General features: G+C 70.3%; 20 protein-coding genes and 1 pseudogene. 10 read left to right on the top strand and 11 right to left on the bottom strand.

Translation table 11 applies throughout. From position 1 onward, the window contains the following. The first annotated feature begins 11 nt into the window (after positions 1-11). Together ACWD3H_RS26235 and ACWD3H_RS26230 are read left to right on the top strand one after the other, a co-directional pair. The gene (locus ACWD3H_RS26235; protein WP_451956878.1) at positions 12-3,224 is read left to right on the top strand and encodes a hypothetical protein; all 3,213 of its coding nucleotides are present in this window, start codon (positions 12-14) and stop codon (positions 3,222-3,224) included. A 3-nt stretch (positions 3,225-3,227) separates the two neighbouring features. Then, complete coding sequence (locus ACWD3H_RS26230) at positions 3,228-3,482, top strand: hypothetical protein (RefSeq protein WP_451956877.1); 255 nt, start codon at positions 3,228-3,230, stop codon at positions 3,480-3,482. A gap of 123 nt (positions 3,483-3,605) precedes the next feature. Here the strand turns inward: ACWD3H_RS26230 and ACWD3H_RS26225 are convergent, their stop codons facing one another. Then, a complete protein-coding gene (locus tag ACWD3H_RS26225) occupies positions 3,606-3,989 on the bottom strand; it encodes a penicillin acylase family protein (protein WP_451956876.1) in 384 nt (127 codons plus the stop codon). A gap of 214 nt (positions 3,990-4,203) precedes the next feature. Continuing rightward, on the bottom strand, positions 4,204-5,367 hold the full coding sequence (locus ACWD3H_RS26220) for an MFS transporter (protein WP_451956875.1): 1,164 nt from the start codon (positions 5,365-5,367) through the stop codon (positions 4,204-4,206). A gap of 404 nt (positions 5,368-5,771) precedes the next feature. On the opposite strand from ACWD3H_RS26220, the pseudogene ACWD3H_RS26215 reads away from it, so the two are divergent. Together ACWD3H_RS26215 and ACWD3H_RS26210 are read left to right on the top strand one after the other, a co-directional pair. Further along, a pseudogene (locus tag ACWD3H_RS26215) lies at positions 5,772-6,074 on the top strand (amino acid permease); the annotation flags it as partial. 115 nt (positions 6,075-6,189) lie between these two features. After that, on the top strand, positions 6,190-7,041 hold the full coding sequence (locus ACWD3H_RS26210; protein ID WP_451956874.1) for an APC family permease: 852 nt from the start codon (positions 6,190-6,192) through the stop codon (positions 7,039-7,041). Between the two features lie 63 nt (positions 7,042-7,104). On the opposite strand, the gene ACWD3H_RS26205 is transcribed toward ACWD3H_RS26210, so the two are convergent. Both ACWD3H_RS26205 and ACWD3H_RS26200 read right to left on the bottom strand, forming a co-directional pair. Continuing rightward, the gene (locus tag ACWD3H_RS26205) at positions 7,105-7,878 is read right to left on the bottom strand and encodes an SDR family NAD(P)-dependent oxidoreductase (RefSeq protein WP_355630757.1); all 774 of its coding nucleotides are present in this window, start codon (positions 7,876-7,878) and stop codon (positions 7,105-7,107) included. A gap of 14 nt (positions 7,879-7,892) precedes the next feature. After that, a complete protein-coding gene (locus tag ACWD3H_RS26200) occupies positions 7,893-8,369 on the bottom strand; it encodes a MarR family winged helix-turn-helix transcriptional regulator (protein WP_451956873.1) in 477 nt (158 codons plus the stop codon). 116 nt (positions 8,370-8,485) lie between these two features. Between ACWD3H_RS26200 and ACWD3H_RS26195 the strand changes: the two genes are divergently transcribed. The 4 genes from ACWD3H_RS26195 to ACWD3H_RS26180 all read left to right on the top strand — a co-directional run bounded on the left by ACWD3H_RS26195 (position 8,486) and on the right by ACWD3H_RS26180 (position 15,171). After that, on the top strand, positions 8,486-11,728 hold the full coding sequence (locus ACWD3H_RS26195) for an efflux RND transporter permease subunit (protein ID WP_451956872.1): 3,243 nt from the start codon (positions 8,486-8,488) through the stop codon (positions 11,726-11,728). 154 nt (positions 11,729-11,882) lie between these two features. After that, positions 11,883-13,313, top strand: coding sequence for an adenylosuccinate lyase (gene purB / locus ACWD3H_RS26190; protein ID WP_350929855.1), 1,431 nt, complete (start codon positions 11,883-11,885; stop codon positions 13,311-13,313). Between the two features lie 26 nt (positions 13,314-13,339). Then, positions 13,340-14,077, top strand: coding sequence for a GNAT family N-acetyltransferase (locus tag ACWD3H_RS26185; RefSeq protein WP_451956871.1), 738 nt, complete (start codon positions 13,340-13,342; stop codon positions 14,075-14,077). Between the two features lie 68 nt (positions 14,078-14,145). Further along, a complete protein-coding gene (locus ACWD3H_RS26180) occupies positions 14,146-15,171 on the top strand; it encodes a DUF4037 domain-containing protein (protein WP_451956870.1) in 1,026 nt (341 codons plus the stop codon). Between the two features lie 16 nt (positions 15,172-15,187). Here the strand turns inward: ACWD3H_RS26180 and ACWD3H_RS26175 are convergent, their stop codons facing one another. Beyond that, positions 15,188-15,499, bottom strand: a complete 312-nt coding sequence (locus ACWD3H_RS26175) for a DUF3817 domain-containing protein (protein WP_355567628.1) — start codon at positions 15,497-15,499, stop codon at positions 15,188-15,190. A gap of 272 nt (positions 15,500-15,771) precedes the next feature. On the opposite strand from ACWD3H_RS26175, the gene ACWD3H_RS26170 reads away from it, so the two are divergent. Beyond that, entirely contained in the window at positions 15,772-17,694 is a 1,923-nt protein-coding gene (locus ACWD3H_RS26170; protein ID WP_451956869.1) for an ABC transporter ATP-binding protein, read from the top strand. Positions 17,695-17,904: 210 nt separating this feature from the next. Here the strand turns inward: ACWD3H_RS26170 and map are convergent, their stop codons facing one another. Next, complete coding sequence (gene map, locus ACWD3H_RS26165) at positions 17,905-18,672, bottom strand: type I methionyl aminopeptidase (protein WP_355567634.1); 768 nt, start codon at positions 18,670-18,672, stop codon at positions 17,905-17,907. Between the two features lie 67 nt (positions 18,673-18,739). Between map and ACWD3H_RS26160 the strand changes: the two genes are divergently transcribed. Then, positions 18,740-18,994 (top strand): helix-turn-helix domain-containing protein, encoded by a 255-nt coding sequence (locus tag ACWD3H_RS26160; protein ID WP_355567638.1) that lies wholly within the window; start codon positions 18,740-18,742, stop codon positions 18,992-18,994. Between the two features lie 47 nt (positions 18,995-19,041). On the opposite strand, the gene ACWD3H_RS26155 is transcribed toward ACWD3H_RS26160, so the two are convergent. The 5 genes from ACWD3H_RS26155 to ACWD3H_RS26135 form a co-directional block, all read right to left on the bottom strand. Next, positions 19,042-20,136, bottom strand: a complete 1,095-nt coding sequence (locus ACWD3H_RS26155) for a tyrosine-type recombinase/integrase (RefSeq protein WP_451956868.1) — start codon at positions 20,134-20,136, stop codon at positions 19,042-19,044. Between the two features lie 373 nt (positions 20,137-20,509). After that, on the bottom strand, positions 20,510-20,932 hold the full coding sequence (locus tag ACWD3H_RS26150) for a hypothetical protein (RefSeq protein ID WP_355567644.1): 423 nt from the start codon (positions 20,930-20,932) through the stop codon (positions 20,510-20,512). Further along, complete coding sequence (locus tag ACWD3H_RS26145) at positions 20,929-21,183, bottom strand: hypothetical protein (RefSeq protein ID WP_451956867.1); 255 nt, start codon at positions 21,181-21,183, stop codon at positions 20,929-20,931. Before ACWD3H_RS26145 ends, ACWD3H_RS26150 begins: the two co-directional genes overlap by 4 nt. A 359-nt stretch (positions 21,184-21,542) precedes the next feature. After that, the gene (locus tag ACWD3H_RS26140) at positions 21,543-22,004 is read right to left on the bottom strand and encodes a hypothetical protein (protein WP_355567650.1); all 462 of its coding nucleotides are present in this window, start codon (positions 22,002-22,004) and stop codon (positions 21,543-21,545) included. 264 nt (positions 22,005-22,268) lie between these two features. Beyond that, positions 22,269-22,826: an HIT family protein gene (locus ACWD3H_RS26135; RefSeq protein WP_451956866.1), complete on the bottom strand. Its 558-nt coding sequence runs from the start codon at positions 22,824-22,826 to the stop codon at positions 22,269-22,271. Positions 22,827-23,245 lie beyond the last annotated feature (419 nt).

Here is a 23,245-nt window from a genome sequence, read left to right as displayed (position 1 = left end):
AGGTGACCCGCATGGGAGTGAAACGAACGGCCGCGCCGCCACAGGGCGCGGACGTCCGGCGGCCCGCAGTGGTACCGTCCCCGCGCACGGCGGCGCACGCGGTCCCCGACGGACGGGCGGCGACGCCCGCGGCACCGCGCCCGGACACGGTCACCGCCGGGCGCGCGCGGAATCCCGCCAAGCCGCTGCCCGATCGGCAGATCCGGAAGATCGTGCTGCAGAAGGCCGCCCGGGCCCTCGTGTACCACCTGGGCGACGGCACCACGCACACATCGCGGGTGCGCTGGTACTGCGACTTCCCGCCGGGGACGTACGTCGCGAAACCCCAGCCCGGCTCGACGGCCCGCTGGTTCTGTCCCGAGGTCCTCCAGAGGTACCTGGCCGAGAGCGCCCCACCGGGTGCGGCGAACGGCCGGCGATACAGCGTCGTGATCGAACCGGCCGACCATCGGGCCAATCCCGGCACCTTCGAAGGCGTCCCTGACTTCGTATTCGAGGTGGTGGGCGAGCGCGTCGCCGCGGACTTGCCCGGCGACACGTCGTACCCGGGCGTGCGGGAGGCGCTCGACTCGCCGGAGATGCGCCGCTACCTCAGCATGCGCGGACGCGACGACCGCCGGCCGCCGGCCCGGGAGCGGCCGGACGCCGACGCGTTCTCGCCTGATGAGAGCAGCGAGATGGCGCGGATCCAAGAGCAGCTCGCGCAGCTCACAGAGACCGACTGGGAGCTGCTGGAGGTCCAGGCCGCGTCGGCCCCTCCCGCGGGGTCGTGGGCCGACGCGCGCAAAGCACTCGACCGCTACATGCGCAGCAGCGTACGCACCACCGCACTCATGAACGCGGCCGACCGCGACGCCCGGATCGTGGCGGCGGAATCGGCGATCGACCCCGGCCGGCAGGCCCACGCCCTCGCCCGGCTGGAAGGCACCGGCGACCTGTACGACGCGATCGCGGCATACAAGGCGGCCCCCGACGGCTCCCTCGCCAACAGCGAGTGGAAGGGGTGGTACAGGGAGCGCAAGGCGAGGCTCAAGCAGGAGATGATGCGCCACCTGGAGGCGCAGAACTTCAAGAGCGTGGCAGAGTTCGACACCGCGGTACGCGAATTGCGCCTGGCGGTCCGGCGCCAGGCCACCCTCCTGGCCCTGACCGATCTCAAGGAGGGCGAGCGCATCCTCAAGGCGGAACTACAGCGCTACCGGAGCAAGGACACGCTCAACTCGCTCCTCACGGCGTTGCGGAAACTGACCGACCCTAACGAGCCGGGCGGCGAGGACGCGATCAAGCGTGTCCTCACCGATTATCCGCTCCTGCGGGATCCGGTGGTGTTCAAGGGCGCGATCGAGGCGAAGTACCCGGAATTCCTCGGCGATCTCCTACGGCAGAACGCCGAGGCCCAGCTCGGCAATGTGACGAAGAGCCGGGAGGCGCTACGCGACGATTCCGACCTGGTCTTCAAGTTCGACATCGTGATCGATCAGACGCTCGGCAAGCTGGGGTTGTCGAAGACCTCGCCCCAGGCGCGGCTGATCCGGGACGCGTACGGCGTGAAGCGCAGCGCCGCCCGCGCGATCTTCGACATGGTGCTGCTCGTGCTCTGCATCGCGGCCGGACCGCTGGGCTGGATCGGCTACCTGGCGAACCTGACGGCCTTCGTCGTCCAGATCGCCGACCTGCGTGACCGGGAACGAGGCAGACAGCAGCTCCGCGGTGCCGCGCACGCCGGCAAGCCGCTGGCCACCCCGCCGAGCGACAACGGAAGTCTCCTGGAGGCGCTCGGGCTCCTGCTGGCCGGCGTCAGCGTGTTGCACCTGCCGGCGCCCCGCGGGTCGGCGCTGGTGGTTCGGGAGAGCACCGCCCTCGTCAGGCTGGACCTGGGCCCGCAGGTGCGTACGGTGGCGCCGGGCGTCGTCGAGATCGTCCTGCCCGGGCAACCAGGTGTGCTCCGGGTGACTCAGCGCGGCTTGGAAGGGTTCGCGGAAGCGGGGGCCGCCCAGCCGGTCCTCAGCCGGCCATGGGTCAGCACGACGTTTCCGACGCCGCGCGCCGATCTGCTCGCCCAGGCTCCGCAGTTGGCGACGATACGGGCCGCCGCCGAGGTGTCGATGGGCGGGCGACCGGTGATGGTCGGTGTGACCGCGGACGGGTGGTTCGTCTATGCGCCGGGCACACGTACTCCTCTCCAGACCGGCTTCCTGGGCCCGGCCGCTCCGTCCGGCCGAACGGCCACCCCGGCGCTGCCACCGGCCACCCCGGCTCCGCCCACACCATCCGCCGCCGCTTCGACGACATCAACCGCCCTCGTCCTGTCGTCGAAGCGTCCGATGCCTCCCCCGCCGGCATCCGGGACCACGACCTTCGCGCCCCCGCGGCCGGCGCTTCCCGCGCCGGCCGCCCCAGTTCCCATCCCGCAACCGACGGTCCCCGCGCCTGCCGGACCGCGTCTCTCGGACCTGCGCCCGGGCCTCCTGACGAAGCCGCAACAACCGGTCGGCCCGGCCGTCCCATCCCACAGCACCCCAATGGCCGACGCGCCAACGGACAAGGCCGCGCAGGCAGTGGTCAGGATAAATGAACTGCTCGCACCGGTCAGGAAACGTGCTAGCGCGGCAGCCGCCCAGGCCCGAACCTTGCCCCAGAAAGCCGAGGACCAGGCCAAGCAAGCCCTCGACAGAGCGCGGGCCGCCGAACCCGCCATTTCAGCAGAGATGCAGGCGATCGCGGAGGAACTCAAAGCGACCCTGTCGGGCTTCCCGCAGTACGTGCTCAAAGGTCCCGGCCGCTACCGGGAAAAGCTGGCGTCCTTGATCGAGCGTTTCCCCGATAGGACGCCCGACGACCTCGTCCGCAAGATAAGTGACGCGATCCGCTACACCCTCACCTTCAGCGAGGATCGCTACGTCATGGGCATTGCGGAGGCTACTGCCGCATTGCAGCGGCGCGGATTCCATCGGGTCTATCAGCGTGCGACCTGGAGTGACCCAAGGGCGTACAAGGGCGTCAACACCGGTTGGCGCGCCCCCGACGGGCACCGGTTCGAGCTGCAGTTTCACACTCAGGGGAGCCTATCGGCAAAGGAGGCCACGCATGAGGTGTACGAGTACGATAAATATCTGGAAGCTGCGGACCGGATTACTTTAAGAGAAGCAGTGGGGGACGCCTTCGAAGGCGTCTTGTTACCGCCCGGTGCGAAACAAATCCCCACCCTGGAGGGAAACGACTGATCCATGGAAGAACAAGTGACGTACTACGGGTTGCTGCTCTCGGGCGACACCCGCGAACGCCCCGGCGGACTGGCGCGACGGCGGGTCCTTCCCGATGGGCAGATCGTGGAGGAGACCTTTCAGAAAGACCTGCGATGGCATAGGGACAACGTGGTCTGGGAATGGGAGCGAGGCGGGACCACCGAGCGACTCATCGAGATCACCCAGGCTGAGGCCGAGCGAGTTATGGAACGTTTCCGAGAGACCTTTGGTAGATAGCGGCGAGTCCCGGGCCAACTCGTTCGGCTGGTCGAAGTTCGCCGCGGCGCTGACGTCACACCCTGGCCGTACACCGGGTTGAACGACGCGACCACATCGCCGACGCCGGCCAACCTCGATGACTCAGCGGTCGGCCGGAATGGGGCCGGCCCAGGCCTTGCCCCGGCAGGTGGGATCGGGCAGGTTCGCCACGCCGGTGTCCGCCAGGTAGCGGTTGTATCCCGCGGCATAGCCGTCGACCATGCGGCGCAACTCGTCGCTTGGCCCCACCGGCGCAGGCCGGGCCAGCAGCCGTCGCACGACGCCCGAGTCCGCGACGCTCTTGTAGTAGACATCGCTGGCGAAGTTGGTGACCGGGCGGATCGGGTCGTCGGACATGGCCGTGGCGCCGAAGTACCGGGATCGCTCGCCCCGCAGCGTCACCAGCCACGAGGCCAGCACGCACAGGTTGTCCTGCGCGAAGGCGTAGCCGTACCCGATGATGAGGGACGAGTGCGCAGCCCACATCCAGCGGCTGGTGGTGGGGCGGGGCCGGGCGTCATCGGTTCGCGGGAGGGGGTCGCTGGAGGGTCGGCGGGTACGGGCGCCGGCCCAGCCGATGAGGGCGGGGTTGCCGGAGTACGCGGATAAATCTACATTGTAAAGGCGTCTGGCCGGGTTCAAGATCATTTACAATGGACTAAAGACTCCCTCCAAAGGACAGAGGCCGTCTGCCTGTCGATCATGACGATTGCGGGTGGCGTAGCGCTCCGGCGGAGGCCGCCATGAAGGCCGCGAGCAGGGCGGGAATCCCCAGGGCGGCGGGCAGGCCGATGAGTTCGGCGGCGCCGCCGATGATGGCGGGGCCGGCGACGAGCCCGGCGTAACCGACGGTGGCGACCTGGGCGATGGCCTGCCCGGCACGGGCCGGATCGTGGTTTCCCGCGGCGGAGAAGACCTGCGGGACGATGGTGGCCAGGCCCAGGCCGAACAGGGCGAATCCCACGAAGGCGACGAGGGTCTGGCCGATGAGCAGTGCGGTGCCGAGGCCGAGGGCGGCGACGAGCCCGGAGTAGCGGACCAGGCGCACCGGGCCGAACCGTTGGGCGAGGTGGTCTCCCGCGAAGCGGCCGATGGTCATGGCGGTGGAGAAGACGGCGAATCCGGCGGCGGCGACGGCCTGGGGGGCGCCGAGGTTCTGGAAGAGGTAGACGGCGGTCCAGTCGTTGGCGGCGCCCTCTCCGACGAGTCCGGCGAAGGCCACGACTCCCATGAGGATGATCCAGCTGGTCCATGGGGCGCGGCGTGGGGTGGTGGTGTGGGTGGCCGCCGGGGGTGGGGTGGCGGGGAGGAGGTGGCGCCGGGCGTACAGGGAGGCGAGGGCGAGGGGGATGCCGACGGCGGTGAGGGTGGCGGCGGCGCTGAGGTCGAGCCAGGCGAAGAGTCCGCCGATGCCTGCGCCGATGAGTCCGCCGATGCTGAACATACCGTGGAAGGAGGACATGATGGGGCGGCCGTAGGCGCGTTCGACTTCGACGCCGTGGGCGTTCATGGAGACGTCGAGGGAGGCGTTGACGAGGCCGAAGAGGAAGAGGGTGGCGATGAGGGCGGGGAGGGTGGTGGCGTAGCCGGGGGGGATGACGGTCAGTGAGGTGGCGATGGCGGCGGGGGTGAGGAGGCGGGCGCTGCCGAGGCGGTCGGTGAGGTGTCCGGCGAAGCGCATGCCGGTGATGAGTCCGATGGCGACGGCGAGGAGTCCGTAGCTGAGCTGGCCGTCGCTGAGGTTGAGTGTGTGTTTGACGGCGGGGATGCGGGCGGCCCAGGCTCCGGAGGCGGTGCCGAGAAGGATGAAGAAGTAGGAGACGGCTCGGCGGGCGTTGGTGGGGTGTTGGTGGGTGGTGGTCATGAGCGTCCCCGGGTGTGTTGGATCCGGGGGGTTATTCAATCATGGTGGGGTGTTGGTGGGTGGTGTGCGAGCTGGTGGTGTATGGGAGTTCTTGTCTGGTCACTTCTGCCGGTGGGCATCCTCGGTGGGCGAGAAGGCCGGTGACCTTGGCGGTTGGTGTGCGGTGCGCGTCCCCACGGCAGGTTTCGCTGGGGGGTGTCGGCGCACTGGTTTGCTGTGTCCCTTGCGCCGTAGACCTGTTGGGGTGGCTCGCCGTGTCGATGGGGTGGAGGGTGGTGGGGCGGTGTCTCGGTCGCGAAACCGCTGGCCACATCCGTGACGTGCGGGTCTTTCGCGATGATCGTGGCGGGGGTGGCGGCGGACGGGGAACAGGTACCAGGCGTTGATGGGGAGTGAGTGTGGCCATGGACAGGTCGTCGGCCGCTGACGGTGTCCCGGGGGAGTTGCGGCGGCGGCTCGGGCTGTTCGACGCGGTGGTGATCGGCCTGGGGGCGATGGTCGGGGCGGGGATCTTCGCCGCGCTCGGCCCGGCTGCGAAGGCCGCCGGATCCGGGCTGCCGGCCGGTCTGGCGGTTGCCGCGGTGGTGGCGTACTGCAACGCGATGTCCTCGGCGCGGTTGGCGGCCCGCTGTCCGACCTCGGGAGGTACCTATGTTTACGGCCGTGAGCGGCTGGGTGATTTTTGGGGCTATCTGGCCGGGTGGGGGTTCGTGGTCGGCAAGACCGCCTCGTGCGCGGCGATGGCCCTGACCGTCGGCTCCTATGTGTGGCCGGCTCAGGCGCATGCGGTGGCGGGGGGCGCCGTGGTGGCGCTGGTCGCGGGTGAACTATGTCGGAGTGCAGAAGGCCGCTTGGCTGAGCCGGGCGATCGTCGTCGTGGTGCTCGCGGTGCTCGCCGCGGTCGTGATCGTCTGTCTCACCTCGGCCTCGGCGGATACCGGGCGGCTGTACGTCACCGCGGGCGTCACCGCGGGTGGTGTGTTGCAGGCGGCGGGGCTGCTGTTCTTCGCTTTCGCCGGTTACGCCCGCATCGCCACCTTGGGTGAGGAGGTTCGTGATCCCGTGCGGACCATTCCGCTGGCCATTCCGCTGGCCCTCTTGATCACCTTTGTGGTGTACGCGGCGGTGGCGGTGGCCGCTCTGGCCGTGCTGGGTCCTGTGGGGTTGGGAGCGGCCACCGCTCCGCTGGCTGACGCGGTGCGGGCCGTGGGGCTGCCCGGGCTGGTTTCGGTGGTCCGGGTGGGGGCGGCGGTTGCGGCGGTGGGATCGCTGCTGGCTCTGATTCTGGGCGTTTCGCGCACCGTGCTGGCGATGGCCCGAGACCGGCATCTGCCGTTCGCGTTGGCGGCTGTGCATCCGCGCTTCAAGGCGCCCTATCGTGCGGAGGTCGCGGTCGGCATCGTGGTGGCGGTGCTCGCGGCGACAGCGGACATCCGCGCTGCGATCGGCTTCTCCTCCTTCGGCGTTCTCGCCTACTACGCGATCGCCAATGCCTCGGCCTGGACTCTCGCCGCGGGCGAGGGTCGCCCGCCCCGCGTCGTGCCTGTGGTGGGCCTGGCCGGCTGCGTGGTGCTGGCTTTGGCTCTGCCGGTTGTCTCGGTGCTCTGCGGTGCGGGGATGCTGGCGGTGGGGGTGGCCTGGTACGGCCTGCGGCGGATGATCACCGGCAGATGACAGGCCGGAAGGGGGCGGTCCCGTTCGCTGCCGGTGTGGGTGCCGGACGGGCCGGTGGCTCGTTCAGTGTACGGAGAAGCCGCCGTCGACGCAGATGGCCTGGCCGGTGATGTAGGCGCCGGCGTCGGAGGCGAGGAGGAGGGCGATGCCGGCGAAGTCGGCCGGGGTGGCGTTGCGGCCGGTCATGGAGCGGGCGGCGAGTGCTTCGACGCGGCCGGGGATGGCCTGGGCGGGTTCGGTGAGGGGGGTGAGGACGAAGCCGGGGATGATGGTGTTGGCGCAGACGCCGTGGGGGGACCAGGCTTCGGCCTGGGAGCGGGTGAGGCCGGTGATGGCGGCTTTGGAGATGCCGTAGGCGCCGCTGTCGCCGAAGGCCCGGTGGGATTGCTGGGAGCCGAGGTTGATGATGCGGCCCCAGCCGCGCCGGGCCATCCGCGGGCCGAAGTGCTGGCCGAGGAGGTAGGGGGCGGTGATGTTGACGGCCATGGTCTGGTGGTAGTCGTCGTCGGTGAGGTCGGCCATGGGGTGGCGGATGTTGTTGGCGGCGTTGTTGACCAGGATGTCGATGTCGCCGAATAGTGTGGGGGCCTGGTCGCGGACGCGGGTGATGTCGGCGGGGTCGGCGAGGTCGGCGCTGATGGCTGCGGCGCTGATGGCGTGGTCGTGGAGTTCGCCGAGGGTGCGGGTGAGCTGTTCGGTGCGGCGGGCGACGATGACGAGGGCCGCGCCGGCGTGGCCGAGGGTGTGGGCGATGGTGCGTCCGATGCCGGAGCTGCCGCCGGTGACGAGGGCGGTGCGGCCCGCGAGGGAGAAGAGGTCGTTGATGGGCGTGGTCACAGCGACAGAACCTATCATCCCACCTTTTCGTGTGGAGGATTCTGCAGGGCGGAGGCGGCCTGCTGGATCTTCTCCATGACGTCGGACAGGTCGCGCAGGGTGCCGGTGTCGAGGTGGTACAGGATGCGGCGGAAGTCGGCGAAGCCGGCGTCGGCGATCTGCTCGATCAGGGCCAGGCCGGCGGGGGTGAGCCCGACGCGCCGGACCCTGCGGTCGTGGGGGTCCTCGCGGCGATCGACGAGGCCGTGGGCGACGAGGCGGTCGACGATGCCGGTGACGGTGCCGAGGCCGACGCCGAGGTGGCCGGCGAGGTCCTGGCCGGAGGCGGAGTCCTGGCAGGACAGGAAGATGACGACCTTGAGCTGGCGCATGGTCAGGTTGGAGTCGAAGAGGGGTGAGGAGGGCCGGTGTTGGGCGAACAGTCGTCCCAGGTCGCGCTGGATGGCACCGATCTGGTCGATCAGTCGTTCGCGGTTGTCGTTCACGCTCACCTCTCGCTTCCTGAGAAGGTTATCAGGAACGGTAAGCTTCCTTAAATATTCGCATAAGGCGAAGTGTTAGTCTGGGGCGAATCTTGTTGTGACATCCATTGAGGAGTCCCGCCCCCATGACCTCCTTGGCCAGGTTGAGCCTCGCCAACCGTAGCCTCGTCATACTGATCGCGCTGGTGCTCAGCGCGTTCGGTGTCTTTGCGATCCCGTCATTGAAGCAACAACTGCTGCCCTCGCTCTCGTTCCCGGGGGCGTTCGTGGTGGCCCCTTACCTGGGCGCCTCTCCCGAGATCGTCGAGGAACAGGTCACCGAGCCGATCGAGAACAGCTTCCAGGGGCTGGAGGGTGTCACGAAGGTGACCTCGACGTCCCGGGAGGGGATGGCGCAGATCCAGGTGGCGTTCGAGTACGGCACCGACATCGACGCCGCGGTCTCGAAGATGCAGCAGGCGGTGTCGCGGATCAAGACGCAGCTGCCTGCGGAGGTCGACCCGCAGGTGCTGACGGGCGGGACCGACGACATTCCGGTGGTGCAGCTGGCGGTGGGCGACGGTGGCGACCAGCGGGTCATGGCCGAGCGGCTGCAGCGGCTGGTGGTGCCGGAGCTGCAGGGTATCGAGGGAGTGCGCGAGGCGACGGTGACGGGCACCCGCGACGAGGTGGTGACGATCACCCCGGACCTCGGGAAACTGGCGCTACTGGGCCTGGCGCCCACGGCGGTGGCCGATCTGCTGCGTGCCAACGGGCAGTCGATTCCCGCGGGCAGCCTGACCGAGGACAAGACGTCGCTGACGGTGCAGGTCGGCACGCGGGTCTCGACTCTGCAGGAGCTGAAGGACCTCTACCTGACCCCCGCGGTGCCGGCGCAGGCACCCGCGCAGGCACCCGCGCAGGCGCAGGCGCGGCCGGGAGGCGCCCAGCAGGGCCCGCAGGCTCAGGCTCAGCGCCCGGCGCCGGCCCCCAGGCCGGTGCGGCTGGGCGAGGTGGCCACGGTGGAGCGGTCGCTGGCCGAGGGCACCTCGCTGACGCGCACCAACGGGCAGCCGAGCCTGGGCGTGGTGGTGACGATGAAGCCGGACGGCAACGCGGTGACGATCTCGCACGCGGTGCGCGAGAAGATACCCGGTTTCGTGCGGGCGATCGGTGACTCCTCTCAGGTGACGGTGGTCTTCGACCAGGCGCCGTACGTGGAGCGGTCGATCCATGACCTGACGACCGAGGGGTTGCTGGGGCTGGCGTTCGCGGTGCTGGTCATCTTGGTCTTCCTGCTGTCGGTGCGCTCGACGCTGGTGACGGCGGCCTCCATCCCGCTGTCGGTGATCATCGCGCTGATCGCACTGTGGGTGGGTGACTACTCGCTGAACATGCTGACACTGGGTGCGCTGACGATCGCGGTGGGCCGGGTGGTCGACGACTCGATCGTGGTGCTGGAGAACATCAAGCGCCACCTCGGCTATGGCGAGGCCAAGCGCAAGGCGGTGCTGGAGGGGGTACGCGAGGTCAGCGGCGCGGTGACGGCCTCAACCCTGACGACCGTCGCGGTGTTCGTGCCGATCGCGGTGGTGGGCGGCATGGTGGGGCAGCTGTTCGCACCGTTCGCGATCACGGTGAGCGTGGCGCTGCTGGCGTCGCTGCTGGTGTCGCTGACCGTGGTGCCGGTGCTGGCCTACTGGTTCCTGAAGGCGCCGGTGCTCTCGCCCGAGCAGGCGCGGGCGGTGCGCGAGGAGGCCGAGGCCAAGGAACTGCGCAGCCCGTTGCAGCGGGCGTACCTGCCGGTGCTGCGTTTCGCCACCCGGCGGCGGCTGGTGACGCTGCTGGTGGGCGTGGTGGTGTTCGCCGCGACGATGGGGCTGGCCGGCCGGCTGGAGACCAACTTCATCGACTCCTCGGGGCAGGACACGGTCTCGATCAGCCAGCGGATGCCCTCGGGCACGGACCTGGCGACGACGGACGCCGCGGCCAAGAAGGTCGAGGAGGTTCTGACGTCGCTGGATGCGGTACGCGACTACCAGGTGAACGTGGGTGCCGGCGGCGGGTTCGAGGGCGCGATCGGCGGCGGTGGCGGCGGAGACCGGGCCTCCTACTCGGTGACGATCAAGGAGGGCGCCGACGCCGAGGCGTTGCAGGAGACGCTACGCGAGCGGCTGAAGGGACTCTCGGACGTCGGGGAGGTCACCGTGGGCGGCTCTCAGGGCGGCCCCGGTGGCGGCTCGACCGACCAGCTGCAGGTGATCGTGCAGGCGCCGGATGTGGCGACGCTGCGTACGGCGACCGAGACGGTGCGCGCGGCGATGGCGGACCTGGGCGGGCTGCGGGACGTGGGCTCGAACCTGGAGGCCGGCGCCCAGCGCATCGAGGTGCGGGTCGACCGGGAGAAGGCCGCGGCCAGGGGGCTGACCGAGACGCAGATCGGGCAGCTGGTCGCGCAGCGGTTCCGCGGGATGTCCCTGGGTGAGCTGACGCTGGACGGGCGCGCCGGTACGGTGGTGCTGCGGGCCGGTGAGGTGCCCGAGGACCTCAAGGCGGTGCGTGCGCTGACGCTGCCGACGGCGGCGGGCATGGTCAGGCTGTCGCAGGTGGCCGAGGTCGCCAAGGTCGACGGTCCCACGCAGGTGACCCGGATCGACGGTGCGCGCAGTGCGACGGTGTCGGGCACGGCCGTCGGCAGCGACCTGGGCGCTGTGACCACCGAGCTGACCGCGAAGCTGGACAAGCTGACGATGCCTGCGGGGGCGAGCTTCACCGTGGGCGGGGTCAGCGCCGACCAGGCCGAGGCGTTCGGGCAGCTGGGGCTGGCGATGCTCGCGGCGATCGCGATCGTCTTCATGATCATGGTGGCGACGTTCCGGAGCTTCGTGCAGCCGCTGATCCTGCTGGTGTCGGTGCCGTTCGCGGCGACCGGCGCGATCGGGCTGCTGCTGGCCACGGGCACGCCGCTGGGCGTGCCGGCCCTGATCGGCATGCTGATGCTGATCGGCATCGTGGTGACCAACGCGATCGTGCTGATCGACCTGATCAACCAGTACCGCGAGCAGGGCATGGGCATCGTGGAGGCGGTGATCGAGGGGGGCCGGCGACGGCTGCGGCCGATCCTGATGACCGCGGTGGCGACGATCTTCGCGTTGATTCCGATGGCACTGGGACTGACCGGTTCGGGCGGGTTCATCTCCCAGCCGCTGGCGATCGTGGTGATCGGCGGGCTGCTGTCGTCGACGTTGTTGACGCTGGTGCTGGTGCCGACCCTGTACGTGATGGTGGAGCGGCTCAAGGAGCGGCTGCGGCGTACCCCCAAGGAAGGGAGCCCGCGGCCGGATCTGAAGGTCTACGACAAGGACGAGCTGGCGCCGGCCAGGCAGTAAGTCCTGGGGTAGGTTCCGGGGCAAGCCCGGTGAGCCGGTCATCACGCGGTACCTACCGCGCGATGACCGGCTTTTCCGTTCCTGACCCGCCCGCCCCGCCCGGCTCGAACCCCTGGGCGGGGCGGGCCGGGCGGGCGGAATATACTGACGCAACGTGACTGCCAAGCCGCGTATCCCCAATGTCCTTGCCGCCCGCTACGCCTCACCGCAGCTGGCCCGCCTGTGGTCTTCTGAGTACAAGGTGGTGGCCGAGCGGCGCCTGTGGCTGGCCGTGCTGGCCGCGCAGGCACGGCTGGGGGTGGATGTCCCGCCCGAGGCGGTGGGCGACTACGAGAAGGTCGTCGAGCACGTCGACCTGGAGTCGATCGCCGCCCGCGAGCGGGTCACCCGCCATGACGTCAAGGCCCGCATCGAGGAGTTCAACGCGCTGGCCGGGCACGAGCAGGTGCACAAGGGCATGACGTCCAGGGACCTGACCGAGAACGTCGAGCAACTGCAGATCCGCGACAGCCTGGTGCTGGTGCGAGACCGGTGCGTGGCGCTGCTGGCGGGACTGGCGGCGCTGGCGGCCGAGCACTCACCGCTGGTGATGGCCGGGCGCTCGCACAACGTGGCCGCGCAGTCCACGACGCTGGGCAAGCGTTTCGCCTCGGCCGCCGACGAGCTGCTGGTGGCGTTCGCCCGGCTGGAGGAGTTGATCGGCCGCTACCCGCTGCGCGGCGTCAAGGGGCCGGTCGGCACCGCCCAGGACATGCTGGACCTGCTGGGCGGGGACGCGGCCAAGCTGGCCGCGCTGGAGGACGAGGTGGCCGCGCACCTGGGGTTCGCCCACCGGCTGACCAGCGTGGGACAGGTGTATCCGCGCTCGCTGGACTACGAGGCGCTCACCGCGCTGGTGCAGCTGGCCGCGGCGCCCTCTTCGCTGGCCAAGACGATCCGGCTGATGGCCGGGCACGAGCTGGTCACCGAGGGGTTCGCCCAGGGGCAGGTCGGTTCTTCGGCGATGCCGCACAAGATGAACACCCGCTCGTGTGAGCGGGTCAACGGGCTGACGGTGATCCTGCGCGGGTATGCGTCGATGGCCGGGGAACTGGCGGGCGACCAGTGGAACGAGGGCGACGTCTCGTGTTCGGTGGTGCGCCGGGTGGCGCTGCCGGACGCGTTCTTCGCGTTCGACGGGCTGGTGGAGACCATGTTGACGGTGCTGGGGGAGTTCGGCGCCTTCCCCGCGGTGATCGCCGCCGAACTGGAGCGCTACCTGCCGTTCCTGTCCACCACGAAGATGCTGATGGCCGCGGTGCGGGCCGGGCTGGGCCGCGAGAGCGCCCATGAGTTGATCAAGGAGCACGCGGTGGCCTCGGCGCTGGCCATGCGCGAGGGCGCCGGCGGCAACGAACTGCTCGCCCGCCTGGCGGCCGACGAGCGCTTCCCGCTGGACCGGGCGGCGCTGGAGGGCCTGCTGGGCGAGCCGATCTCCTTCACCGGCGCGGCCACCTCCCAGGTGGCGGCGGTCGTGGCCCGCGTGGAGGAGGTCGTGACCCGCTACCCGCAGGCGGCCGCCTACCGGCCCGGGGCGATCCTCTGAGCCGCGCGCCGAGGGTGCTGCGCGAGGTGGCCGAGGTGGCCGCCGCCTGCGCCGGCGACCCGCTCGTGCTGTGGGGTGCCCAGGGGATGGTGCAGGGCGTGCGGGCCTGGGCGCTGGGGGAGGCGGTCGCGGTGGCCTGTCCCGATCTCAACCGCCGCGACCGCCTGACGGTGTGCGGCGAGCCCGAGCAGGTGGCCGCGCTGGTGGAGTGGGTGCTGGGGCGGGTCGGCCCCTCCTACCGGGTGGTGGGCACCCGGGCACTGGTAGGGCAGGTGGTCGCCCGCTCATCGAGGCTGCGCCTGCTGGGCACCTTCGAGTGGATGGACACCCGCCGGCTCAGCCCCGTTCTCAACGCGGGACCGGGGCGGGCGCGGTGGCTGGCCCCGAAGGAGGAGGGCGAGGTGAGCGCCCTGCTCGCGGCCGCGGCGCCCTCCTCGTGGGCGGCGCCAGGGGTGGCCGGCGTACGCCGCTGGGCGGGTGTGCGCGACGAGGACGGCGACCTGGTCGCGGTGGCCGCCGACGCCTGGTCCTGCCCGCAGGTGGGCTTCGTCGCCGGGGTCGCCACCGCCGCGCGCCGCCGCGGCGCCGGGTACGGCGAGGCGGTGTGCCGCCTGGCGCTGGGCGACCTGCTTACCTCGCACGGCCGCGCCGCGCTGATGGTCGACACCGCCAACCACACCGCGCTCGCCCTGTACGGGCGGCTGGGCCTGCGCCTTCGCCCGCTGGCCGCCGCGGCCCTGGGCGGTGCCTGGGACGGCGCCTGAACCCGATCCCCGGGCAGGGGCGGGAAAACCTGGTGCGGGCCGAGGTCTGGGCAGGCAGAGTGGACGAAATGATGTCTGGTTTCATACCTGGTCTGGAGCTTTCTCGTACTTTCTACATCCAGGTCGTGCGGCCGATCGTGGCCGAGGTGCCGCACAGTGCCGCGCTGATCGGCGCCGGTTCCGAGGTGTTGGCGTTCGACACCGAACGCTCCACCGACCATGACTGGGGTCCCCGGGTGGTCCTCTTCGTCGAGGAGCACCGGATCGAGCAGGTCCGCCGCGCCGTCACCGGCGGGCTGCCGGAGGTTTTCCGCGGCTATCCCACCGCCGTGACCGGTGCCGGTGGGCACGGTGTGCAGGTCGGTGAGGCGGCGGCCTGGTTCACCGGGCGGCTCGGCTTCGACCCGCTGCGGGGGGTGAGCATGCTGGACTGGCTGTCGACCCCCTGGCAGAAACTGGCGGAGGTCACCTGCGGGGAGGTCTTCCACGACGGCCTGGATGTCCTGGAACGCGTCCGTGCCGCGCTGCGCTGGTACCCGCCGGATCTGGAGCGCTACGTGCTGGCCGGGCAGTGGAGGCGCCTGGCTCAGCAGGAGGCCTTCCCCGGGCGGTGCGGGGAGGTCGGCGACGACCTGGGCTCGGCGCTGGTCACCGCCGATCTGGCCCGCGATCTGATGCGCCTGGTGCTGCTGCTGCGCCGCCGCTACCCGCCGTACGCCAAATGGCTGGGCAGCGCCTTTGCGCGCCTGTCGGGTACGGCCGAGCCGGCAGAGGCCCTGTCGGCGGCGGTGTCGGCCACCGGGTGGCACGAGCGCGAGGAGCACCTGGGGGCGGTCTACCGGCGGGTGGCGGCCCTGCACAACCGGATGGGGGTGGGCCCGGCGCTGGAGGGGAGCCTGCGGGCGTATCACCGGCGGCCCTTCCAGGTCATCGACGCCGGCCGGTTCGCCGACGCCCTCAGCGGCGCCATCACCGACGCCCGGGTGCGGGCGCTGCCTGCGGTGGGGGCGATCGACCAGTTCGGCGACTGCGTCGACCTGCTGGCCGATCCGCGGCGCTGCCGGGCGGCCACCCGCGCCATCCTGGACCTGTGAGGTCAGGCGGGAGGGGTCAGACGGTGGCCGGTTCGCGGCGGGCGAACATCCGCCGCTCGAACCACAGCGTGGCCAGTGGCGGCACCGCGCACACCAGGCCGACGAGGAGTGTGCCCAGGCTCCAGCGGGCCTGGCGGGCGGCGACCAGCAGCGCGACCAGGTAGAGCACGAACAGGGCGCCGTGCACCGGCCCGAAGATCTTCACCCCGAGATCACCGGTGGCGGCCACGTACTTGAAGTACATGCCGATGAGCAACCCCGTCCACGAACACGCCTCGGCGAACGCCACGTAACGGAACAGACGCAGGGTGAGCGGCAGAGTCGGCACAGCGAAGTACACCTCTCCCAAAAAGGGTGATCCGGAAAGGGGATATCCGGGCGGATCGGACAACGGTCTTCAGCCTAGGGGGGCGCAGGGCCGGTCGGTGCGCCGGGGGAGCACAGGCGTCGCCGAAAGCGCCCGGAACACCACGGCCCTTGACCTCAACTTAAGTTCAGCTTTTAGGGTCGTGCCGTGACCGCACCGGTGCTCTCACCCCAAGAGCGCAGGAAACGCGGGAAACCAGGAACCCGGGAACCCAGGAAACATGGTGGTGTGTGATGAGCATGGAAATGGCCGCCTGGCATTCGCTGTACGGCGCGATGAACGCCCAGCGCGACCGGCGGCCGTTCTCGGCCGCCACGTTGCGGCGCATCGCCGCCTTCGCCCGCCCGCACCGCGCCCTGCTGGCCTGGTTCCTGCTGCTGAGCGTCGTCTCGGCGGTGCTGGCGGTGGCCACCCCGGTGCTGGCCGGGCAGGTGATCGACGCGATCGTCACCGGCGCCGCGGTGGGCGTCGTGACAGGACTCGCCGGGCTGATCGCGGTGATCGCGCTGGCCGAGGCGGCGCTGGGCCTGGTGACCAGATGGATGTCGGCGAACATCGGCGAGGGACTGATCCTGCGGCTGCGCGGCGCCGTCTTCGACCACGTGCAGCGCATGCCGGTCGCCTTCTTCACCCGCACCCGCACCGGCGCACTGGTCAGCCGGTTGAACAGCGACGTCATCGGCGCCCAGCGCGCCTTCAGCGACACCCTGTCGGGGGTCGTGGGCAACCTGGTCACCCTCACCCTGACCCTGGCGGTGATGATCGGCATCTCCTGGCAGCTGACCGCGCTGGCACTGGTGCTGCTGCCGGTGTTCGTGCTGCCGGCCCGGCGCGTCGGCGCCCGGCTGGCACGGCTGGAACGCGAGGCCGCCGACCACAACGCGGCGATGAGCACGCAGATGACCGAGCGCTTCTCCGCGCCCGGCGCCACCTTGGTCAAGCTGTTCGGCCGCCCCGAGAGGGAGTCGGCCGAGTTCCTGGCACGGGCACGGCGGGTACGTGACATCGGGGTACGCACCGCGATGGTGCGCTCGGTGTTCGTCACCGCCCTCACCCTGGTCTCGGCGCTGGCACTGGCCCTGGTGTACGGCCTGGGCGGCTTCTACGCGCTGAGCCGGCAGCTGGAGCCGGGCGCGGTGGTGGCGCTGGCATTGCTGCTGACCCGCCTGTACGCGCCGCTGACGGCGCTGGCCGGCGCCCGGGTGGAGGTGATGAGCGCCCTGGTCAGCTTCGAGCGGGTCTTCGAGATCCTCGACCTGAAACCCCTCATCACCGACAGGCCGGACGCCAAGGCGGTGCCCGAGGGGCCGGTGAGCGTGGAGTTCGACCAGGTCGGTTTCGCCTACCCGTCGGCCGAGAAGGTGTCGCTGGCCTCGCTGGAGGAGGTCGCCGCCCTGGACGCGCGCGGCGGCGAGGCGGTGCTGCACGAGGTGTCCTTCCGCGCCGAGGCCGGGCAGCTGGTCGCGCTGGTGGGATCCTCCGGAGCCGGCAAGTCGACCATCGCGCAGCTGCTGGCCCGCCTGTACGACGTCGACAGCGGCGCGGTACGGCTGTCGGGGGTGGACGTGCGCGAGCTGTCGGCGGCCTCGATCCGCCGGACACTGGGCATGGTGACCCAGGACGGGCACCTGTTTCACGACTCGATCCGGGCCAACCTGCTGCTGGCCCGGCCGGACGCCGCACCCGAGGAACTGTGGGATGTGCTGCGGCGCGCCCGGCTGGCCGACCTGGTCGCGGCGCTGCCCGAAGGCCTGGACACCGTGGTCGGCGAGCGCGGCTACCGCCTCTCCGGCGGTGAGCGCCAGCGGCTGACCATCGCCAGGCTGCTGCTGGCCCGGCCGCGGCTGGTGGTGCTGGACGAGGCCACCGCGCACCTGGACTCCACCTCCGAGGCCGCGGTGCAAGAGGCCCTGGCCGAGGCGCTGGCCGGGCGGACCGCACTGGTCATCGCCCACCGGCTGTCGACGGTCCGCACCGCGGACCTGATCCTGGTCGTCGAGAACGGGCGCGTCGCCGAGCGCGGCACGCACACCGAACTGCTGGCCGCCGGCGGCCGCTACGCGCAGCTGTATCGCACCCAGTTCGACCAGCGGACCGCCTCCCTCGAAGACCTGGAAGACGGGCTCGGGGAGTTCTCCGCCGTACCCGCCCGCTGAGCCTCGCCTGCGCCACGCCGGGCAGGGCGCCGGGCAGGGGCAGGCCGGCGGCGAGGTCACGTCGATGACGGCCTTGCCGGTCAACCGAAGGCGACCCCGGCGGACTCTCCCGCTCGCCACGGCAACCGGTGGGGGAGCCGCCGGCCTGCCCTGAGGGCCCGCCCGGCCCCGCCGACATCGATCAGACATCGACGCCGTACGCCCGCGCCCTCAGGGCAGGGTCAGCACGCGCGGCCCGTCGGCGGTGACGGCCACCGTGTGCTCCACGTGCGCGGCCCGGCTGCCGTCGACGCTGGACAGCGCCCAGCCGTCGGGGGCGGTCAGGTAGCCGTCACCGCCCCCGGCGACGAACATCGGCTCGATCGCGAGCACCAGGCCGGGCCGCAGCACCAGACCCCGCCCGGCACGTCCCCGGTTGGGCACGTGCGGGTCCTCGTGCATGGCCCGGCCGATGCCGTGACCGCCGAAGTCCTCGGGGATGCCGTACCCGGCCGCCCGCCCCGCCGCGTGCACCGCGTGGCCGATGTCACCCAGGCGCCCGCCCGGCACGCACGCGGCGATCGCGGCCCCCAGCGCGGCACCGGTCACCGCGATCAACTCCAGGTCACCGGGACGGGGCGGGCCGACGACGAAGCTGATCGCCGCATCCCCGGCCCACCCGTCCAGGTAGACACCGCAGTCGACGCTCAGCAGGTCACCGGGGCGCAGCCGGTAGCCGCCGGGGATGCCGTGCACGATCACGTCGTTGACCGAGGCGCAGATCACCGCGGGAAACGGAGTCGGCGCGAAACCGGGCTTGTAGCCCAGGAACGCCGACTTGGCTCCCGCGCCGGAGATGACGGCCGCGGCCACCTCGTCCAGCTCCAGCAGGCTGACACCCACCCGCGCGTGCTCGCGCACCGCCTCCAGCGCCAGCGCCACCACCCGGCCGGCCTCGCGCATCGCGTCCAGCTCGGCCACGGTCTTGATCTCCACCATGCGTCACGCTCCTGCATCCCCCAACACCTGTAGCGGTATTATTATCACGCTTGCTAGGATCATGCGCATGGTGCGACCCCCGCTGACCGAACTTGACCGCGAACGAGGCCACCGCCTGGGCACGCTCCTGCGCCAGGCACGCGGCACCCGCAGCATGACCGAGGTCGCCGCCGCCGCGGGCCTGTCCGCCGAAACCCTCCGCAAGATCGAGACAGGCCGCATCCCCACCCCGGCCTTCTTCACCATCGCCGCGCTCGCCACCGCCCTCGAGGTCTCCCTGGACGTCCTGGCCGAGGTGTGCGCCGGCGAACGCGCCGCCTGACCCCGCCACCACCGGCGGCAACGGAAAACAACCCCGCCCGGCGCCGGCTATGCCGACGCCGCGGGCCCGGACCTTTGCACCCCCTCGGCGGAGATCGATCCCGACGCACCCGTGCCGCGGACGGCCGGGCCGCGCAGCAACGGATGCGAGCGCATCGCCACCTCCAGCTCCCCGGGCAGCTCATCGCGGTAACGCCCCAGCGTCGCCAGATCACTGTGTCCCAGAACCCGCCGCACCGCGTCCATGTCCACCGCGTCGGCCAGCAGATGAGTGGCCGTGGTGTGCCGCAACCCGTGCGGCGTCACCGAACGACGCCGATCGGGATCCACCCCCCGCTGCACCCGGTCGATCACCGCCTGCACGTCCCCGCGCGCCAGACGCCGGCCCCGCCACGACAGCAGCAACGCCTTGTCGGGGGAGGCGATCCGCCCCCGCGCCAGATAGGCCTCCAGCACCAGCGCCACATCACCGGGCAACGGCACGTCCCGCGTCTTACCGCCCTTACCGAAGATCCGCCAGTAACGCACCCCGTCGTTGGTGTAGAAGTCCTCCACATTGGCCCGCACCAGCTCCGAGACCCGCGGCCCCATCGTCGACAGCATCAGCACGATCAGCCCGTCGCGCAACTCGGTGTTCTGATCACGACGACGCCTGCGCCCCGAGCCCGCCGCCTCCTTCGCCGCCACCCCCTGAGGCCCGCCGCCCAGGTCACGCGCCGCACCGATCAGCCCCTGCGCCTGCTCACGGGTCAGTGCACGCCGCTCCGGCCGCAGCCCCCCGCGCTCCTTGGCCGTGACCGTCGCCATCGCCATCGGATTGACCTGCACCCACCCGACCAGCACCGCGTGCTTGAACAACGCCGACACCGACCGCCGAAACCGCGCCTGGGAGGAGGCGGACTGCAACGCCCCCGAGACGGCCTCCGGCTGCGAGCGCCGCCGCCCGTCCGGCTTGCGCGCGAAGGCCAGCAGAACGGCATCCACCTCCTCACCCGTCAGATCATCCAAAACCACCTCCTCGCCCACCAACTGCACAAAGGTGGTTACATCACGCGCGTACACCTCCGCCGTCGACATCGACAACGCACCGGTCAGGGTCCTGGCCCGCACCAGCTCCACATAACGGTCGGCGCACTCACCCACACTGAGACGATTCAGATCAGCCGGCCGCATGATCCCGACGACACCCCTTTCGCGCCCGGACCGCCCTGAAACGGCCACTCACCTCGCACCGGCACCGGTAGGGACGAGGCCGCGAAACGGCGACGCGGAAAACCACCGCCCCGCGCACGCCCGTCCTGCCCACCAGATCACCGATCATGTCCATCCCCCACGGTAAACGAATGCCCGCGCCCGGGCCGCCCCTCAAAGAAGACCGGGCCCGGCATCGACCACGCGGCCTTTCGCCGAGCGCCCGCAGCGCGTCCGCAGCAGGGATCGGGCCAGGAGCCCGAATGGTCACCGGAGGAATCGGGGGAGCGGAGCCTTGAGCCGTCTCGCCACCTTCCCTCGCCCGCTATGGCCAGTTGACCGGGATGCGCGGACACAACCGCCGATAGGGCTGCGCGTCACGGGCGATGATGCGCCAGTCGGTGACATTGCCGATCGCGGTGACCCGCGTGGAGGCCGAGTGGGCGGTGTGGGCGGCGGCAAGGGAGACGGCCTCGCGCTCGGCCGCCATGCCGCCGATGATGAGGGCATCGTCGGCGTCGAGCACGTCAACGTGCTGGGCGATCATGTAGAGAAGGCCGTGCAGACGCTCGCGAGCCGGAACGGTGAGCGCCTGGCGGGAGGCCTCGGCGGCCGCGACGGCGGACACGACAATCGGGTACCCGCGACGGACGGCCTCGCCGATGATCACTTCAATCTCGATGTCCTTGCTCAGCCAGTCGTTGAGGGCCGAGTGGTCCAGGACGAGGCCGGTGTCGAAGAACCTCACAGACGGTGGCTCTCCTCGATCCGGTCGAACATGGTGCGGACACGGGCGAGGACGTCGCCGGGGGAGTCGTCGAGGTCGTGGCCGACGAGTTGCCGCCAGGCGGTCATGCGGCGGTCACGCTGGAGTTTCTCGGTGACGGCTTCGCCGATATAGGCGGATACGGTGACGCCGTACTCGTCAGCGGCCTCTTTGAGCTGGTCCGCCTGCTCCTTGGTGTGGGAGAAGCTGGTCCGCTTATCCTTAATGTGCATACGTTCACTCTATAGAGTGCATACCTCTGGTGTCAGGCGCGAACCGCCGTCTCCTCCGGGCAAGGGGAGGGGAAAAATCCGTACAGCCGCCAGGATGGTGACACCACGCGCCGGAGGCGGGCCTGCGGGTTCATCGCACGCCGTGGCCACGGCGGGGGAGCGGCCGCGCACGGATGTCGTTCACCACGCGTCCCCGTGATGAGAGCCGCCAGATCGGTTCACCATTCCGGGAAGCCCGCCAGTTCGTTCGCAGCCGTCTCCAGCACCACATCGACGCCGTTTTCAACCATGTTCCGATAAGCCGAATCACCTGCCGCCCCAGGTCGTCTCATCGAATCCGGGCCATCGACGGTGTTTGCTCAGAAGGTGCCTCTGATCCCCTCCGCAGCTCTGGCGGTCGCAGCAACGTGCTCGTCGGCGGTCATGCCGAGGTTGGGGGAGTGCCGGTTGAGGTCATGTTGGTCGTCAGCCCACTGCTGGTAGTCCCGCCGAACGGTGAGCTCGTCGGAGTCGACAATGCGGGCGATATCGGCCCAGGTGACCCCGGCCAGCAACGCGTGGTGGACGTTGGCGGGATGGCGCACGGTGCGTGCGATGCACTCCGCCAGCGCCAGCAACTCGATGTGCTCGGCCACGGTGAGCGCAGGACGGTCATCGGCTCCATGCCGGGCGGGATCATAGATTCCTCGGGCCACCAGCTCAATCCGGGCGCGAGCCGACGCGTGCTTGGCGGCCAACTCGTTGTAGCGCTCCAGCTGCTGACTGACGGGCATGTCGTAGCGAGCGTCGCGCCAGGTCGCGATGTGCTCAGGCATGGTCATGACGACTTCTCCAGGACGGTCGGGTTCGGCTTCAAGGGATCCCGATAGGTAGTCCGGCCCGGGACCCAAGAGCGCTTGTGAAGATCGCGAGTCGGCAGGCCACCGCCGCCACTGACCGCGCCCGAAACAATGTCCAACCTTCCCCGTGCCGAGGAGAGGCTCGACGAAGCCGCCGACCAGGGCCGTAGCGAACCGGGGCAGAATACGACGCAACACGGACGCGTGGTCATCCCAGTCAGGAGCCTCCCAGGTGTCTGGTGAAGGTCACTCGTCTCCGCCGGCCTCGGCCAAGGCCGCGCGGAGACGTTCAGCGAGATCGAAGGCCCGCTGTGCCGACCAGGGGATCACACCGTTCTCGGTCATCAGGGCATGATACTGCTGCTCCGCGTAAGGAGTTCCGGGCGGCAGCGGGGCGATGTGCCAGTGAAGGTGGCTGTTGCCCTGCTGACTGCCCAGCGAAAGCAGATAGGTGCGCTCGGAGGGAACAACCGCCTCAACAACCAGAGCGATCCGGCGAACCGTCCGCATCAACTGTAGATATGCCTCCTCCTTGAGGTCACGGACCACGTGCTCGACATGTGCCTTAGGAGCCACCAGGACCTTGCCGGGCATCGTGGGGTAGCGGTCCAGGAAGGCGATGTGGTGCTCATCCTCGAAGACGATCTGTTCAAAGTCGTAACCGGGGGCGCCCGCCAGAATGGCGCAGATGAAACAAGGACCGCTCTTGGCCCGCTGAACGTAACCGGCGAGATCGAACGCTTCTTTCCGCTCGACTTCTGGAGCCAGGACGGGCAAGTCCTCATCGGAGGAACACAGACTCATGATCGCCACCATAGGCCAGGGCAGGACTGGATCAAGGGGAACGCAGCCATAGTGATCATCTTGAAGCGGCCGGCGATCTGCCGGCCCCGGGTTACGGAGAACAGACCCTATCCGGGACGACGGCGTCGACCTGTCCGGTAAGGGCGAACACGGTGGTCCGCGCAACACGCGAGGCCGGACCTCCCTGAGGGACGGGACCCGGCTGACCTGGCGCGTCCCCCTCACCTGACGACCGGCGCTGCACCGGTAAGAACCCGCAAGGCCCCGGACCTCCGCACGCGTCAACACTCTCCGGCCCCGGCCGGTGACCACCTCGGAGCCGGAAGGGTCGCTGGCGGCCGAGCGGGACAGCGCGCGGTCGAGGGCGAGCTTTAGGGCTTCGTCGCCTCGGTTGAGCGCGGCGGTGAGGATCTCGGTCT

The sequence above is a fragment of the Streptosporangium sp. NPDC002607 genome (assembly GCF_053592655.1).
Note: the sequence above shows the minus strand (reverse complement) of the source record. Positions and strands in the feature narration are given on the sequence as shown.

What these genes read in the sequence shown, in the direction of transcription:
- ACWD3H_RS26235 (WP_451956878.1), top strand. Translation starts at nt 12, where the DNA reads ATGGGAGTGAAACGAACGGCCGCGCCGCCACAGGGCGCGGACGTCCGG.
- ACWD3H_RS26230 (WP_451956877.1), top strand. Translation starts at nt 3,228, where the DNA reads ATGGAAGAACAAGTGACGTACTACGGGTTGCTGCTCTCGGGCGACACC.
- ACWD3H_RS26225 (WP_451956876.1), bottom strand. Translation starts at nt 3,989, where the DNA reads ATGTGGGCTGCGCACTCGTCCCTCATCATCGGGTACGGCTACGCCTTC.
- ACWD3H_RS26220 (WP_451956875.1), bottom strand. Translation starts at nt 5,367, where the DNA reads ATGACCACCACCCACCAACACCCCACCAACGCCCGCCGAGCCGTCTCC.
- ACWD3H_RS26195 (WP_451956872.1), top strand. Translation starts at nt 8,486, where the DNA reads ATGACCTCCTTGGCCAGGTTGAGCCTCGCCAACCGTAGCCTCGTCATA.
- ACWD3H_RS26180 (WP_451956870.1), top strand. Translation starts at nt 14,146, where the DNA reads ATGATGTCTGGTTTCATACCTGGTCTGGAGCTTTCTCGTACTTTCTAC.
- ACWD3H_RS26170 (WP_451956869.1), top strand. Translation starts at nt 15,772, where the DNA reads ATGAGCATGGAAATGGCCGCCTGGCATTCGCTGTACGGCGCGATGAAC.
- map (WP_355567634.1), bottom strand. Translation starts at nt 18,672, where the DNA reads ATGGTGGAGATCAAGACCGTGGCCGAGCTGGACGCGATGCGCGAGGCC.
- ACWD3H_RS26160 (WP_355567638.1), top strand. Translation starts at nt 18,740, where the DNA reads ATGGTGCGACCCCCGCTGACCGAACTTGACCGCGAACGAGGCCACCGC.
- ACWD3H_RS26145 (WP_451956867.1), bottom strand. Translation starts at nt 21,183, where the DNA reads ATGCACATTAAGGATAAGCGGACCAGCTTCTCCCACACCAAGGAGCAG.
- ACWD3H_RS26140 (WP_355567650.1), bottom strand. Translation starts at nt 22,004, where the DNA reads ATGACCATGCCTGAGCACATCGCGACCTGGCGCGACGCTCGCTACGAC.
- ACWD3H_RS26135 (WP_451956866.1), bottom strand. Translation starts at nt 22,826, where the DNA reads ATGAGTCTGTGTTCCTCCGATGAGGACTTGCCCGTCCTGGCTCCAGAA.